Origin of the sequence: Mycolicibacterium sp. lyk4-40-TYG-92 (genome assembly GCF_030209435.1) — a bacterium.
Taxonomy (GTDB): domain Bacteria; phylum Actinomycetota; class Actinomycetes; order Mycobacteriales; family Mycobacteriaceae; genus Mycobacterium.
This window is the reverse complement of the sequence record NZ_JARVRX010000020.1, coordinates 232119-246138: the sequence shown is the minus strand read 5'-3', so window position 1 is coordinate 246138 and position 14020 is coordinate 232119. Positions and strand designations below refer to the sequence as shown.

At 67.0% G+C, this 14020-nt stretch carries 14 protein-coding genes; 7 read left to right on the top strand and 7 right to left on the bottom strand.

From position 1 onward, the window contains the following. Positions 1 to 31 precede the first annotated feature (31 nt). Both QRN63_RS25785 and QRN63_RS25780 read left to right on the top strand, forming a co-directional pair. Positions 32 to 1189, top strand: a complete 1158-nt coding sequence (locus QRN63_RS25785; protein WP_267317107.1) for an acyl-CoA dehydrogenase family protein — start codon at positions 32 to 34, stop codon at positions 1187 to 1189. 174 nt (positions 1190 to 1363) lie between these two features. Further along, a complete protein-coding gene (locus tag QRN63_RS25780; protein ID WP_285033718.1) occupies positions 1364 to 3556 on the top strand; it encodes a sunset domain-containing protein in 2193 nt (730 codons plus the stop codon). A gap of 66 nt (positions 3557 to 3622) precedes the next feature. Here QRN63_RS25780 and lexA read toward each other — a convergent pair whose 3' ends face one another. Further along, positions 3623 to 4312: a transcriptional repressor LexA gene (gene lexA / locus QRN63_RS25775; protein ID WP_267317109.1), complete on the bottom strand. Its 690-nt coding sequence runs from the start codon at positions 4310 to 4312 to the stop codon at positions 3623 to 3625. Between the two features lie 250 nt (positions 4313 to 4562). Between lexA and QRN63_RS25770 the strand changes: the two genes are divergently transcribed. Next, positions 4563 to 5036 carry a LysM peptidoglycan-binding domain-containing protein gene (locus QRN63_RS25770; protein ID WP_267317110.1) on the top strand — a complete coding sequence of 158 codons (474 nt, stop codon included), beginning with the start codon at positions 4563 to 4565 and terminating at the stop codon, positions 5034 to 5036. Between the two features lie 111 nt (positions 5037 to 5147). Continuing rightward, entirely contained in the window at positions 5148 to 5612 is a 465-nt protein-coding gene (nrdR, locus tag QRN63_RS25765; protein WP_138248984.1) for a transcriptional regulator NrdR, read from the top strand. A gap of 6 nt (positions 5613 to 5618) precedes the next feature. On the opposite strand, the gene QRN63_RS25760 is transcribed toward nrdR, so the two are convergent. Together QRN63_RS25760 and QRN63_RS25755 are read right to left on the bottom strand one after the other, a co-directional pair. Further along, a complete protein-coding gene (locus tag QRN63_RS25760) occupies positions 5619 to 6641 on the bottom strand; it encodes an alpha/beta fold hydrolase (protein ID WP_285033717.1) in 1023 nt (340 codons plus the stop codon). Between the two features lie 45 nt (positions 6642 to 6686). Further along, the gene (locus tag QRN63_RS25755; RefSeq protein ID WP_051128516.1) at positions 6687 to 7628 is read right to left on the bottom strand and encodes a proteasome assembly chaperone family protein; all 942 of its coding nucleotides are present in this window, start codon (positions 7626 to 7628) and stop codon (positions 6687 to 6689) included. A 191-nt stretch (positions 7629 to 7819) separates the two neighbouring features. On the opposite strand from QRN63_RS25755, the gene QRN63_RS25750 reads away from it, so the two are divergent. Then, positions 7820 to 8668, top strand: a complete 849-nt coding sequence (locus tag QRN63_RS25750) for a trypsin-like serine peptidase (RefSeq protein WP_285033716.1) — start codon at positions 7820 to 7822, stop codon at positions 8666 to 8668. Here QRN63_RS25750 and sthA read toward each other — a convergent pair. Continuing rightward, the gene (gene sthA / locus QRN63_RS25745; RefSeq protein ID WP_285033755.1) at positions 8665 to 10080 is read right to left on the bottom strand and encodes a Si-specific NAD(P)(+) transhydrogenase; all 1416 of its coding nucleotides are present in this window, start codon (positions 10078 to 10080) and stop codon (positions 8665 to 8667) included. The two genes, QRN63_RS25750 and sthA, sit on opposite strands and share 4 nt — an antisense overlap. A 169-nt stretch (positions 10081 to 10249) precedes the next feature. Between sthA and QRN63_RS25740 the strand changes: the two genes are divergently transcribed. After that, positions 10250 to 11314: a DUF4192 domain-containing protein gene (locus tag QRN63_RS25740; protein WP_285033715.1), complete on the top strand. Its 1065-nt coding sequence runs from the start codon at positions 10250 to 10252 to the stop codon at positions 11312 to 11314. Between the two features lie 17 nt (positions 11315 to 11331). On the opposite strand, the gene QRN63_RS25735 is transcribed toward QRN63_RS25740, so the two are convergent. From QRN63_RS25735 to QRN63_RS25725, 3 genes are all read right to left on the bottom strand, one after another. After that, a complete protein-coding gene (locus tag QRN63_RS25735; RefSeq protein ID WP_267317114.1) occupies positions 11332 to 12021 on the bottom strand; it encodes an iron-dependent transcriptional repressor DtxR in 690 nt (229 codons plus the stop codon). A 185-nt stretch (positions 12022 to 12206) separates the two neighbouring features. Further along, a complete protein-coding gene (locus tag QRN63_RS25730) occupies positions 12207 to 13166 on the bottom strand; it encodes a sigma-70 family RNA polymerase sigma factor (protein WP_267317115.1) in 960 nt (319 codons plus the stop codon). A 166-nt stretch (positions 13167 to 13332) separates the two neighbouring features. Next, complete coding sequence (locus tag QRN63_RS25725; protein WP_267317116.1) at positions 13333 to 13710, bottom strand: DUF3099 domain-containing protein; 378 nt, start codon at positions 13708 to 13710, stop codon at positions 13333 to 13335. 67 nt (positions 13711 to 13777) lie between these two features. On the opposite strand from QRN63_RS25725, the gene QRN63_RS25720 reads away from it, so the two are divergent. Then, the gene (locus QRN63_RS25720; protein ID WP_029105322.1) at positions 13778 to 14014 is read left to right on the top strand and encodes a DUF3039 domain-containing protein; all 237 of its coding nucleotides are present in this window, start codon (positions 13778 to 13780) and stop codon (positions 14012 to 14014) included. Positions 14015 to 14020 lie beyond the last annotated feature (6 nt).

Sequence of the window (14020 nt, the reverse complement as noted above, 5' to 3'; positions counted from 1 at the left end):
TTGCAAACTTATCCAGTACCGGAGGTCTCACATGGGCGTCATCAAGTACGACCGCACGTTGTTCGAACCCGAGCATGAACTGTTCCGGGAGTCGTACCGCGCGTTTCTCGATCGGCACGCCGAGCCCTACCGCGAGGAATGGGAGAAAGCCAAGATCGTCGACCGCGAGGTCTGGCGCGAGGCGGGTAAGCAGGGCTTTCTCGGTATGGCCGTGCCGGAGGAGTACGGCGGCGGCGGGAACCCGGACTTCCGCTACAACGTCATCGTCAGCGAGGAGACCGCGGCGGGACGGCACAGCGGTCTGGGCTTCACGCTGCAGAACGACGTCATCGCGCCGTATCTGCTGGAGCTGACCAACGACGAGCAGAAGCAGCGCTGGCTGCCCGGGTTCTGCAGCGGCGAACTGATCTGTGCCATCGCGATGACCGAACCGGGCACCGGCAGCGACCTGCAGGGCATCAAGACGCGCGCGGTCAAAGACGGCGACCACTACGTGCTGAACGGCTCGAAGACGTTCATCACCAACGGTATTCACGCCGACCTGGTGATCGTCGTCGCGCAGACCGACCCGGACAAGGGCGCGCAGGGCTTCAGCCTCTTGGTGGTCGAGCGCGGTATGGCGGGTTTCGAACGCGGACGTCATCTGGACAAAATCGGCCTCGATGCGCAGGACACCGCGGAATTGTCGTTCACCGACGTCCGAGTTCCGGCCGAGAACCTGCTGGGCGTCGAGGGCATGGGATTCGTCTATCTGATGCAGAACCTGCCTCAGGAGCGCATTTCCATCGCCGTGATGGCAGCCGCCGCGATGGAGGCCGTGCTGGAATCGACATTGCAATACGCCAAGGAGCGTAAAGCGTTCGGCAAGCCGATCGGCAGCTTCCAGAACAGCCGATTCGTGTTGGCAGAACTCGCGACCGAGGCCACGGCGGTGCGAATCATGGTCGATGAGTTCATTCGCCTGCATCTCGATCGGAAGCTCACAATCGACCAGGCGGCGATGGCCAAATGGTATTCGACAGAGGCGCAGGTCCGTCTGGTCGACAGGTGCCTGCAGCTGCACGGTGGCTATGGCTATATGCGCGAATATCCCATTGCGCGGGCATTCCTGGACTCGCGGATCCAGACCATCTACGGCGGGACCACCGAGATCATGAAGGAGATCATCGGCCGTGGATTGGGCGTTTAACTAATTGTCGCGCGAATTTTATTCGCATATCGAACCGCGACACACTGGTGCGTCACCGCCCGATATCCCGCACTATGGGCATGAACTGAAGCAAAGTTGACAGAATCTCTCAATCAAGAGAGTTTGTCTGACGGAATTTGTATCCGGAGTTTTGCCGACCGCGGGAGGAATTCGATGACCGGGCTGCGAACCCGTGGCGGATGGGCTGTTGTCGGGGCCCTTTCTGTCGCGGTGGCATTGCTCATGGCTCCGACGGCATACGCGACACCGGAAAGCGACGCCGACGCGGCGATATCCCACACGTGGGATGCCGCGGGCGGTGACACGGGTGAGCTGGGCGCCAAGGACGGTGACGTCTACCAGGTCGGCGCCGGCTTTGCGCAGAACTTCGCGGGCGGGAAGATCTATTTCAGCGAGAGCACCGGCGCCCATCTGATTTACGGCGCGATCCTCGACAAGTACCAGGCGCTGGGCGGCGCCGCAGATAGCGATCTCGGCTTCCCGACCATCGACGAAGGCGCGGGCAAGGCCACCGACAGCCGGAACAGCACGTTCAGCGCGGCCGACAAGCCGGTCATCTTCTGGACGCCCGACAACGGCGCCTGGGTCGTCCGCGGGGCCATCAACGCCGCGTGGGACAAGCTCGGTGGGTCGGCGGGCACCCTCGGCGTACCGACGGCCGACGAGTCCTGGAAAGGCGACGTCGTCACCCAGCCCTTCACCGGCGGGGAGGTGAGCTGGAACGCCAAGACCAAGGCATTCACCACCACACCCGCCGATCTGGCCGGCCAGCTGACCGGGCTGGACGTGCCGGGCGACGCGACGACGGCCATCGCCGCGGCGCGACGGGCGGCCGGTGGGCCGCAGGGCACCCTCGGGGACGAGCAGGGCGCCCAGTACAAGGTCGGCGACGGCGTGGCTCAGAACTTCGCCGGCGGCACCATCTTCTATTCGCCGGCGACCGGCGCGCACGCGATCACCGGCGACGTACTGGCCAAGTACCGCGCGGCCGGTGGACCCCAGGGTGATCTCGGATTCCCGGCGAGCAACGAGACCGACGGCGGCATCTCGCCGAAGAGCCGGATCGCCACCTTCGCCGCCGCCGACAACCCGGCGATCTTCTGGACCCCCGAGCACGGCGCATTCGTCGTCCGCGGCGCGATGAACGCGGCGTGGGACAAACTCGGCGGCGCCACCGGCAAGCTCGGCGCACCGACCGCCGACCAGACGGTCGACGGCGACGTCGTCAGCCAGAAGTTCACGGGCGGTTCGATCTCGTGGAACAAGTCCAGCCGTGCGTTCAGCACCGAGCCGGCAGAGCTGGCGTCGCAGTTGGGCGGTCTGCAGGTGCCCAGCGTCGATCTGCCGGGTGGGGTGCCCTCAGAGTCCGACGAGTCCGGCAAGTGGTACCAGTTCCACTGGTGGTGGTTGCTGGCGATCATCCCGCTGCTGCTGGTCGTGGTCGGCATCGTGATCGCGACGCTGCTGCGGCGCCGGCGGCACGCCGACCAGGACGCCGTCGAGGAGCAGGCCGCATACGACTACGACGACCACGAGTTCGGCGACGGGGAGTACGGCGACCCGCAGTACGCGGACGGCGGCGTCGACAGTGAGTACGGCGACGAGTTCGTGGCCGACGACCATCAGTACGACGACCCGCACGGACTGCATGGCGGTCCCGCGTTCCAGAGCAATCCGGACGTCATCGACACCGCCCCGACGGTGTACCCCGATTTCGCGGCCGAACAGCCTGCGACCGAACGGTCCGCGGACGAGGACGAGCCCGTTGCGGACGAGTCCGAGGCGCAGGCCGAAGTCGAGGCCCAGCCTGTGGACGCTGCCGAGCCCACCGAGCCGGAGTCGGACCATGACGAAGCTGCCGACGAGCCGACGACATCGGTGCAACTTCCCGACGCCCTGCGTCGTGGTGGTGCGGCGGCGGGCCTGACCGCGGCCGGGTTGGCCGGTTTCGCCGGTCTGCGGCACCGGGAGCCCGACGCCCCGGCCGCTGAGGAGCATGCCCCGGAGCCGGAGCCGGAGGCGCAGATCGCCGAGGCCGAGGCGGCCGAGGCGGTAGCAGAACCCGCGGACGAGCCGCCGGTGATCGCGACGCCCGCGGAGGACACCGCGGCGGCCGGTCCGGCCAGCGGCCGGCACCATGCGCTGGGGGCCGAGGAGCCCGAGACCGCGCAGATGTCGTTCCGCGTCGCGACCGGGGCGGAGCCACCCGAGGGCTACGGCATCAAGGCCAATACCGAGTCGGGGCTGTACTGGGTGCCGGGAGCTCCCGGATACGACGAAGCGCCCGTCCAAATCTGGTTTGCCAGTGAGGAATTCGCGGTCACCAACGGTTTCATCCGCGGCTGACCGGAGTCATGACTGAGCCCCGCTGCGAGCGACTGCAGCGGGGCTCATCTGTAAGTCCGGCGGCTCTCAGATCTTGCGGATGACGGTCACGACCTTGCCGAGGACGACCGCGTCGTTGCCCGGGATCGGATCGAACGCCGGGTTGTGCGGCATCAGCCACACCTGGCCCTTGGTTCGTTTGAAGGTCTTGACCGTGGCCTCGCCGTCGATCATCGCCGCGACGATGTCCCCGTTGTCGGCCACGTTCTGCTGCCGCACGACGACCCAGTCGCCGTCGCAGATCGCGGCGTCGATCATCGACTCGCCGACCACCTTCAGCAGGAACAACGAGCCCTCGCCCACGAGTTCGCGGGGGAGCGGGAAGACGTCTTCGACGGCCTCTTCGGCCAGGATCGGTCCACCGGCGGCGATGCGGCCCAGCACCGGGACGAAGGTCGGTTCGGGCAGTGCGTCCGAGCCTGCGACATCGGTGGTGATGGTGGCGCCGGTCGATTCGTCCGTGCCACGGACGTCCACGGCACGCGGGCGGTTCGGGTCGCGGCGCAGGTAGCCCTTCTTCTCCAGCGTGCGCAGCTGGTGGGCCACCGACGACGTCGAGGTGAGGCCGACGGCGTCGCCGATCTCGCGGATGCTGGGCGGATAACCGCGCGTGGTGACCGAGGCGCGGATGACGTCGAGGATGGTCCGCTGTCGCTCGGTGAGGCTGCTGGACCGTCCGCCTGGCTGGGCGTCCGGGGTTTCGGTGCTGTCGCTCATACAGACGAATCTAGCCCAGTGCACGCGTTTGATCAAACATGTGTTCGAGATCGGTCGGGTCGGCGTGTCGCGGACGGATCCGGTTGTGACGGCGTGAAAGGGGTGGCTGAGTCGGGGAACAGAACTTGTCGGTGGGTGGTCGTATCGTTCGCAACAGTTCGATCACATGTTCTACCGTTCGAACATTTGGGCGATATAGTCGAACACAAGAGCGATCGAACCTATGTACGAACTCCTGAGAGGAACCGACATGACCGTCATCACCCGCGAATACCCGACCGACGTCGTCGTCCGCACCGTGCCTCGGCGTGGAGACGTGAATCGGCACCGCCAGGCCCGGTTACGGCCGGCCGGTTCGCGTCCCTCGGGCGCGGCCTTCCGTCACCGGGGTACGGGCGTACTGACCTCCCGTGCCTCGCACCGCCGCAGCCCGATCACGCCATTGACCACGGTGATGCTGGCCCTGGTCGCGGCCGGGATCACGGTGTGGCTGGGCCTGGTGGCGCAGTTCAGCGAAGCTGTCCAGCCGACCTCGTCGGAGGCATCCGTGCCCGCGCAGCTCGCGGTGGTCCGGGTGCAGACCGGGGAGTCCATTCAGCAGGTCGCCCGGCGCGTGGCGCCCGACGCGCCCGTCGGCGCCGTCGTCGACCGCATCAAGGAGCTGAACAAGCTGCCGTCGGTGGCGCTGAACGCGGGGCAGACGCTGATCGCGCCGGTCGGCTGAGGACAGCCCGTGCGCACCTCGATCGGCACGGCGCCCGGCCGCGTCAGAGCGGCACGGGTAGGCTCGAGACCGTTCGAAACGGTCGATTGTCGGTGCGGCGAAGGAGCGGTGATGCACTGTCCGTTCTGCCGGCATCCGAACTCGCGTGTGGTCGATTCACGAGAAGCTGATGAAGGGCAGGCGATTCGGCGTCGCCGGTCATGCCCGGAGTGCGGCCGGCGCTTCACCACAGTCGAGACCGCGGTCGTTGCGGTGGTCAAACGCAGCGGCGTCACCGAACCGTTCAGCCGGGATAAGGTGATCAAGGGCGTGCGGCGCGCCTGCCAGGGACGGCAGGTCGACGACGATGCCCTGAACCAGTTGGCACAGAAGGTCGAAGATGCGGTGCGGGCCACCGGATCTCCCGAGGTGCCGAGTCATGAGGTCGGGTTGGCGATCCTCGGTCCTCTGCGTGACCTCGATGAGGTCGCCTACCTGCGGTTCGCCTCGGTATACCGCTCGTTTTCGTCAGCAGAGGACTTCGAACGCGAAATCGAGGCGCTGCGCGCGCACCGCGGCGTGACGTCGTCGGGCTGACGGCAACTAGGTCGCGCTGCGCTCGTCGGTCTCCAGCGCGTCAAACACCGCGGCTTTCATGTCGAACGAGGCGTCCATCGTCGTCGTTGTCACGCCGGCCTGCAGAAGTCCGCGCAGGGCATCACGGTCGTAGACCGACGGCGCGGTCGTGTCGATGAATTCCTCGATGAGCTTCACGAATCGATCGGGGTCGTCGTGAAATGGGAAGTGTCCAGAGTTGTCGAAGAACTCGAGCCGCGAACCCGGCATCGCGGCGTGTGCCAGTTCTCCATGGGCGGCCGGGATGACGGCATCCTGGGTGCCCCAAACCAATTGCACCGGAATGGCTTCGGTCAAATAACATCGGTCCAGCATCGTGACCACCTGACCACGCCAGTCGACCACCGCACGCAGGGTCCGGGCGAAGGCAGATGAGGCCTTGGGCTCGGGCAGGTCGTTGAGGATTCGCAGCATGTTCGGCAGGTCGTGCCCCAGGCCCGTCGAGCCGAGGAGCGCTCCGCCGAGGCGCCCGGCGAGCTGAAGTGCCGGCAGTACCAACGGGATTCGCAACAGTGCCAGCGCCTCGGTGCCCAACGGCAGCGCCGCGAGCCGCAGCGCGATGTTCACGTCGCGGGTGACACCGCCGGCACCGACCAATACCAGCCGATCAACCAATTGCGGGAACTGGTAGGCGAACTGCATGGCGACGCCACCGCCCAGAGAATGGCCGACGACCGTCACCCGTTCGATGTCCAGCACGCTGAGCAGGTCACGCATGCCGTTGGCGTAGGCAGCCACCGAGTAGTCGGCGCGTGGCTTGTCGGACTGGCCGTGGCCGAGCAGGTCCGGGGCGATGACGGTGAACCGCTGGGCGAGGCGCGTCTGCACGGTTTCCCACGTGGTGGAGTTGTCGCCGATGCCGTGGATCAGGAGGATCGCCGGCCCGGAGCCGGCCACGCGGTAGGCCCGCCGGTAACCGTGGATGGTGCGGTACTCCAGCCGCGGCGTCACATCGCGCACCGAGTGCAGGGTGGGCTTCCCGTTGGACATCGTCCCAGCTCCTTCCCATCGTTGTCGGCGGAGCCGACCGCGTGGTCAGTCGCCGACAGTGCCGTCGTCGCCGGCTTGGGGATCGGAGAATCCGTCACCGGACTGTTCGGCGAGGAACTGCTCGAACTGTGCGCCGAGCTCGTCGCCGCTGGGTAGTTCCTCGTCACGTGCCAGCAAAGACCGATTTTCCTGAGCAGCGACGAACGAATCGTACTGTTGTTCCAGGGCACTGACCACTTGAGCGACTTCGGCGCTGGCCTCCACCTGCTCGCTGATCTTCGTGTATACCTCGGCGCCGGCCTCGGACAGCTCGTGCAGCGGAATCTGTAGCGACGCGATTCGGGAGACCTCGCCCAGCAGGGCCTCCGCGGCCGGCGGGTACGCGGTCTGCGCCAGATAGTGCGGCACATGCACGGTGAAGCCCAGGGCTTCGTGACCATGCTGAATCAGCCTGTACTCCAACAGGTTCGACACACTGGCCGGGACCTGCACCTCGCCCACCCACGGCGTGTGGTCGGCAATCAGTTCCTTGTTGCCGGCGTGAGCTGTCATGGTGACCGGGCGGGTGTGCGGTACCGCCATGGGGATGGCGCCCAGCCCGATGACCTGCCGGACCCCGAGCCGCTCGGACAGCAGCCGCACCGCCGTGATGAACCGTTCCCAGCGCAGATCCGGCTCCATCCCGGCCAGCAGCAGGAACGGCGTCCCGGCCGTGTCGTGCAGCGCATAGAGGTTCAGCTCGGGATCGTCGTACTTGGTGAAGTGATCGGTGGTGAACGTCATCAGCGGCCGGCGCGACCGGTAGTCCAGCAGTTCGTCGATGGCGAACGACGCGACCAGTTCGGTGTCGAGGGTGTTCTTGAGGTGCTCGGCGGCCAGCCGGATGGCGTGGCCGGCATCGGAGAAGCCTTCGAGGGCGTGCACCATCACCGGTCCGCGGCCGTCGGCGGCGGACAGTTGCGGCGCGGGGAACTCCAGCTCGTACATGCCGCTGTGCTCGGGCTGGTACTGCTGGCCCCGGCTTTCGTCGGGCCGCTGGCCGCTCGCGTCGGGCGCGTTCCCGTCGTACTCGCTCACCTACACACTCCTTGCCGTCCTGCGTGCCACATCTCGCTGGATGTGTCTCCTACAAGTGTCGCGCATTCTTGTGTTGTTCCCGGTGTCGGCCCGCAGTACGCATGGTGCACCAGGTGCTGCCCGTGCAGTCGGTATCGGGCAAGATCGGACAGATGCTGGGCATCCGACTGGTCGCGAGCGCATTCGCCGCGCTGCTGGCCACTGCGTGCAGCCCACCCGCGATCAAGGCCGATACCCGTGGCGACGCCGGCACGGTCACTGCCGGTGCGGCCGTGGTCGCGGGACCCCGTCCCGATCCGCGCGTCGGAGCGGTGTTCCTGGGCAGTGATTCGGTGCACACCTGCAGTGGTGCGGTGCTCGACTCGCTGGCGGGCAACCTCATCATCACGGCCGCGCACTGCCTCGACGCGTCATTCGACGCGACATTCGCACCCGGTTACCGCGCCGGCGTCCCCGGCGACTTCTGGCACATCGACGCGGTGTACCTGGATCCGCGATGGGTCCGCCGCCAGGACCCGGCCGCCGACTTCGCGATCGCCCGGGTCAGCCACGGCGGCCCGGCCACCACCGAGACGCTGGAACATCGCGCCGGCGGCGGCTTCGTGCTCGGGGCCGCACCGGGCCCGGACGTTCCGATCACCGTGACGGGATACCCACTCGGTGACGGCGGGGGCCAGGTCAGCTGCAGCGGGCCGACGTCACGCCCGGACCGCGGGTTCCCGGCGCTGCGCTGCCCGGGACTGGTGGACGGCACCAGCGGCTCGCCGTGGGTGTCGGCCGCCGAGGTCAGGGGAGTGGTCGGCGGCCTGCAGGGCGGCGGCTGCAGCGGCAGCGACCTGTCGTACTCGTCACCCTTCGACATGCAAATTCAGGTGCTCTATCAGCGCGCCCAGGAGGGCGGGCCCGCGGACCGTGCCACGGGTGCCCCCGACGACGGCTGCAGCGCCTAACTCTTGAACTGGTTCAGCGCGCGCAGCTTGTTCATCACGTCGAGTGCGGCGACCTTGTAGGCCTCGGAGAAGGTCGGGTAGTTGAAGACGGCGTCGACCAGGTACTCCACGGTCCCGCCGCAGCCCATCACGGCCTGGCCGATGTGGACCAACTCGGTGGCGTTGGAGCCGAAGATGTGCACGCCGAGCAGCGTGAGGTCCTCGGTGGAGACCAGCAGTTTGAGCATGCCGTACGAGTCGCCGGCGATCTGTCCGCGGGCCAGTTCCCGGTAGCGCGACACACCGACCTCGTACGGGACCGAGCTGTCGGTGAGATCGACCTCGGTGGCGCCGACGTACGACACCTCGGGAATGGAATAGATGCCGATCGGCTGCAGGTCGGTCATGCCCTTGCAGGGCTCGCCGAAGGCGTGATAGGCCGCCAGCCGGCCCTGGTCCATCGAGGTCGCCGCCAGCGCGGGGAAGCCGATGACGTCACCGACGGCGTAGATGTGGTCGACTTTGGTCTGGTAGTTGTCGTCGACGAAAATCCTTCCGCGACTGTCGATCTCGAGGCCGGCCCGCTCGACGTCGAGGTGCTCGGTCTGCCCCTGCCGGCCGGCCGAGTACATCACGGTCTCGGCGGGGATCTGCTTCCCGCTGGCGAGCGTGGTCAAGGTTCCGCCGGGACCCACGTCCACCGCGGTCACCTCCTCGCCGAACCGGAACGTCACCGCGAGATCGCGCAGGTGGAATTTGAGCGACTCGATGATCTCGGAGTCGCAGAAGTCGAGCATCGTCGGGCGCTTCTCGATCACGGTCACCTTGGTGCCGAGGGCGGCGAACATGGACGCGTATTCGATGCCGATCACGCCGGCGCCGACGACCACCATCGACTGCGGCAGGCTCTTGAGGTCCAGGATCCCGTCGGAGTCCAGGACGCGTTCCTCGTCGAAGTTCACCCCGGCCGGACGGACGGGCTTGGTGCCGGTGGCGATGACGACGTACCGCGCCTTGATGTTGACGTTCTCGTCGTGGGTCGGGTCCTCGATGACCAGGGTGTGCGGGTCGAGGAACCGGCCGTGCCCTTCGAACAGCTCGACCCCGTTGCGCAGGAGCTGGTTGCGGACCACGTCCTGTTCCCGGCCGATGACGTGAGTGGTGCGGCGCAGCAGATCAGCGGGGGTGATCCGCTCCTTCACCCGGTAGCTGGAACCGTACAGCTCGCGCTGGCTCATGCCCGTGAGATAGACGACTGCCTCGCGCAGCGTCTTGGACGGGATGGTTCCGGTATTCACGCAGACCCCGCCGAGCATGCGCCCACGTTCGATGACTGCGACGGATTTTCCCAGCTTGGCGGCGGCGATCGCGGCCTTCTGCCCGCCCGGGCCGGATCCGATGACGACGAGGTCGAACTCCTGCGTGGAACCCATGACAGCCAGGTTGGCACGGCGCGCGTGATCATGCAGCCTGATCATCGGCGAACTTTGCGGAAACAGCTCGAATAGGCCCGTTATCCACAGATCCGAGTTCATTCACAGACCAGGCCGCCGGCGGCGTCGGCCGACGAATCCTGACGGACCGTGCTGCCACCTTCGGACCATGACAACTTTCAGCTCATTCGATTTCCAACTCAACCGGCCCGGCGCCCTCATCGCGGCAGTGCCCGCGGTCCTGGGGTTTGCCCCGGAGAAGTCACTGGTGCTCGTCACCATCATCGGCGGTGAGATGGGCGCGGTCCTGCGCGTGGACCTGTCGGAAGGGTTCTTCGAGGCCTTGCCGGACGCCCTCGGACATCTCTCCGATCTGGCCGCCGCGGCCGACGCGGACGCGGCGATCGCGGTGATTGTCGACGAGCACGGCGTCGACTGCGCGATGTGCGAGGACATGTACCGCGACGTGAGTGACGAACTCGAGGATGCGCTCGCCGATCACGGCATCGAACTGTTCGCGGTGCACGTGGTCGACCGGGTGGCGGCCGGTGGCCGGTGGCGTTGCGCCGACGGCTGCGGGAACGCCGGTGTTGTCGAGGATCCCGCATCGTCGCCCGTGACCATGGCCGCCGTGCTCGACGGCCGGCGGCTCTACGCGCGACGCGCGGATCTGGTCGAGGTCGTCGCCGTGACCGATGCAGCGCGCGCGGAGGCGTTGCGGCCGGCGATCGAAAAGCGTTCTGCCACAGTGGATTACCGTGGCCGTCCCGATGCCGAGGCGCGCGCGGACGTCGAGCACGCGGTGGCGTGCGCCACCGGTTCGGCTGACGGATCGCCGTTACCCGATGACGACGCGGTGCGCCTGGCCTGTGCCGTGACGGATGCGCGCGTGCGGGACACGCTCTACGCGCTGGCGGTCGGCGAGCATGCCGCCGCGGCCGAGTCGGTGTGGGCCGCGCTGGCTCGTACACTGCCCGCGCCGTGGCGGCTGGAGGTGCTGGTGTTGCTGGCGTTCAGCGCGTATGCGCGTGGCGACGGACCGCTCGCCGGGGTGGCGTTGCAGGCCGCGCTGGATGTCGACAGCGAGCACCACATGGCTGGGCTGCTCGACTCGGCACTCCAGGCCGGGATGCGCCCGGGCCGCATCCGGGAACTCGCGCTGACCGGCTACAAGCTTGCGGAACGCCTGGGCGTGCAGATGCCGCCGCGCCGAATCTTCGGGAGGTCGGCGTGAGTCTCGTGGGCCGCGGGTCAGACCTTCTCGACGCGGACCGCGTGCGCCATGTGATGCGGCAACTCGACCTGTTCGTGTCCGGGGATGACGATCAGGACGCTGCCCTGCTCGGTGGCCTGCACGGTGACACGCGCGTTCGGTACGACGCCGGCGTCCTTGAGTCGGGCGATCAGTTCGGTGTCGCCCTGGACGTGTTCGGTCAGCTGGCGTACCCGGACCGCGACCGGGAATCCGGTGGGCAGTTCGGTGAGCCGGACGAGGCTGACGTCGGAGTCACCGGCCGAGATGACGCCGAGGTCGGCGAGGCCGGGGATCGGGTTGCCGAACGGGGACGTGGTCGGGTTGTCGAGCACCTGGACCAGACGACGTTCGACGTCCTCGCTCATCACGTGTTCCCAGCGGCACGCTTCGGCGTGGACTTCCTCCCACGGCAGGCCGATCACATCGACCAGCAGGCGCTCGGCGAGCCGGTGTTTGCGCATCACCGACACCGCCAGCGAGCGGCCCTTGTCGGTCAGTTCCAGGTGGCGATCACCGGCGACGTGCAGCAGCCCGTCGCGCTCCATCCGCGACACGGTCTGGCTGACGGTCGGGCCGCTCTGCTCGAGTCGTTCGGCAATGCGCGCACGCAGCGGCACCACGCCCTCTTCTTCGAGGTCGTAGATCGTCCGCAGGTACATCTCGGTCGTATCGATCAGATCGTTCATGCCAAATTCCTCCAGGCCTCCGCCGGTGCCAAGCTTACCGGTTTGACCGGGTCAACAGGCATCCACCACGGCTGATCGACGCTGTGATTCGTGCGGCGGGCGACAGCGGGCAGATCGGCCGACAAAAACGGTGCCCGCCGGGTATTCCGGCGGGCACCAGGGTGTGCAGTTGTGGGTGGCGGCGATCAGCTCGCGTAGGCGCGCAGTCGCTCGGCGCGCTCGCCGTTGCGGAGCTTCGACATGACCTCGCGCTCGATCTGGCGGACCCGCTCGCGGGACAGGCCGAACAGCTTGCCGATCTGGTCCAGGGTGCGGGGCTGACCGTCGTCGAGGCCGAACCGCAGCCGGATCACCTGCTGCTCGCGTTCGTCCAGCGTGGCGAGGACGTGCCGGATGTCGGTGTGCAGCAGCTCCGAGATGACCGCGTTCTCGGCGGAGAGCGCTTCGGAGTCCTCGATGAAGTCGCCGAGCGGTGCTTCCTCGTCGGTGCCGACCGGCATGTCGAGGCTCACCGGGTCACGGCTGTGCTCGAGCAGGTCGTTGATCTTCTCGACCGGGATGCCCGACTCTTCGGCGAGCTCTTCGTCGGTGGCCTCGCGCCCCAGGCTCTGGTGCATCTCGCGCTTGATCCGGGCGAGCTTGTTGACCTGCTCCACCAGGTGGACGGGGAGCCGGATGGTACGGCTCTGGTCGGCCATGCCGCGGGTGATCGCCTGACGAATCCACCAGGTGGCGTAGGTCGAGAACTTGAAGCCCTTGGCGTAGTCGAACTTCTCCATCGCGCGGATGAGGCCGAGGTTGCCTTCCTGGATCAGGTCCAGCAGCGGCATGCCGCGGCCGGTGTAGCGCTTGGCCAGCGACACCACGAGGCGGAGGTTGGCTTCGAGCAGATGCCGGCGTGCGGCCTCGCCGTCGCGGACGATGGCGGCCAGGTCACGCTTGCGGTTGTCGCCGAGTCGCTTCTTGGTCTCCAGCAGGTGGGCTGCGTACAGGCCGGCCTCGATGCGCTTGGCCAGTTCCACTTCGTCCTCGGCGTTGAGCAGGGCGGTCTTACCGATGCCGTTGAGGTAGACGCGCACCAGGTCCGCGGCGGGACTCTGGGCGTCAAGATCGGTATCGATACGGCTTGTGGTGGCTTTTGCCATTTGCGGCCTCCTGCTCGTGCTCAGCTCGAACTGTCACTTGCTTAAACGCCCGAGTGGCAGGAGAAGTTCCCGAGACCCGCTCTCCTCATGGCCTCTGACCTGCGCGTTTTCCGCGTCGACCTGAGAATGTCCTTAGAAAGGAGAAAGAAGGAAACTCAGGTAGAGGTCAAGGCTCGATATCGCCGTCGATGACCGGATGCCGGTCCTCGATCGCCGGTCGCTCGGCGGTCGGGAACATGGGCGCCCGACGGGCCGCGTCGTAGCGGCGCGGTTCCTCTGCACTGCGCGGCGGCCGGTCATTGGCGATGAGTACCGCGATCCACGGCAGGGGAATGGACGCGATGAGGATGGCCAGCGAGATCAGGCCGTTGTGCCAGATGCTGTAGGCGAGGGCAGCCAGCAGCAGCGCCGGCACGCGGAACGACATGATCGTGAGATAGCGGCGGACGCGGGCACGGTGCTGTTCCTCGTAGGCGGGTGCTGCGCGAGTGATGAGGACCGGCCGACCGTCGTCGTCGAAACTCAGCTCAGGGCCGTGTTTCATACTTCTACTGTCCCACATCCGGCTCGGTGCCGCCGCGACCGGTTCGCCTGAGTGCCACAATGAGTTCATGCAGACCGACACCCTCGAACGCACCGATTCCGATGAACAGGTCGACGACGGTACGGACGACGACCGACCTAAGCACTTCCACTACGTCAAGAAGGACAAGATCGCCGAGAGCGCCGTCATGGGCACCCATGTCGTCGCGCTGTGCGGCGAGGTGTTCCCGGTGACCAAGTCACCCAAGCCCGGGTCGCCGGTGTGCCCCGATTGCAAGCGCATCTACGAACAGATGAAGAAGTAGCCGCAG

Coding starts and splice junctions, on each gene's coding strand:
- QRN63_RS25750 (WP_285033716.1), top strand. CDS start 7,820: ATGGTGCACCAGGTGCTGCCCGTGCAGTCGGTATCGGGCAAGATCGGA.
- sthA (WP_285033755.1), bottom strand. CDS start 10,080: ATGGGTTCCACGCAGGAGTTCGACCTCGTCGTCATCGGATCCGGCCCG.
- QRN63_RS25735 (WP_267317114.1), bottom strand. CDS start 12,021: ATGAACGATCTGATCGATACGACCGAGATGTACCTGCGGACGATCTAC.
- QRN63_RS25760 (WP_285033717.1), bottom strand. CDS start 6,641: ATGTCCAACGGGAAGCCCACCCTGCACTCGGTGCGCGATGTGACGCCG.
- QRN63_RS25740 (WP_285033715.1), top strand. CDS start 10,250: ATGACAACTTTCAGCTCATTCGATTTCCAACTCAACCGGCCCGGCGCC.
- QRN63_RS25780 (WP_285033718.1), top strand. CDS start 1,364: ATGACCGGGCTGCGAACCCGTGGCGGATGGGCTGTTGTCGGGGCCCTT.
- QRN63_RS25730 (WP_267317115.1), bottom strand. CDS start 13,166: ATGGCAAAAGCCACCACAAGCCGTATCGATACCGATCTTGACGCCCAG.
- QRN63_RS25720 (WP_029105322.1), top strand. CDS start 13,778: ATGCAGACCGACACCCTCGAACGCACCGATTCCGATGAACAGGTCGAC.
- QRN63_RS25770 (WP_267317110.1), top strand. CDS start 4,563: ATGACCGTCATCACCCGCGAATACCCGACCGACGTCGTCGTCCGCACC.
- QRN63_RS25725 (WP_267317116.1), bottom strand. CDS start 13,710: ATGAAACACGGCCCTGAGCTGAGTTTCGACGACGACGGTCGGCCGGTC.
- QRN63_RS25785 (WP_267317107.1), top strand. CDS start 32: ATGGGCGTCATCAAGTACGACCGCACGTTGTTCGAACCCGAGCATGAA.
- QRN63_RS25755 (WP_051128516.1), bottom strand. CDS start 7,628: ATGTACGAGCTGGAGTTCCCCGCGCCGCAACTGTCCGCCGCCGACGGC.
- lexA (WP_267317109.1), bottom strand. CDS start 4,312: ATGAGCGACAGCACCGAAACCCCGGACGCCCAGCCAGGCGGACGGTCC.
- nrdR (WP_138248984.1), top strand. CDS start 5,148: ATGCACTGTCCGTTCTGCCGGCATCCGAACTCGCGTGTGGTCGATTCA.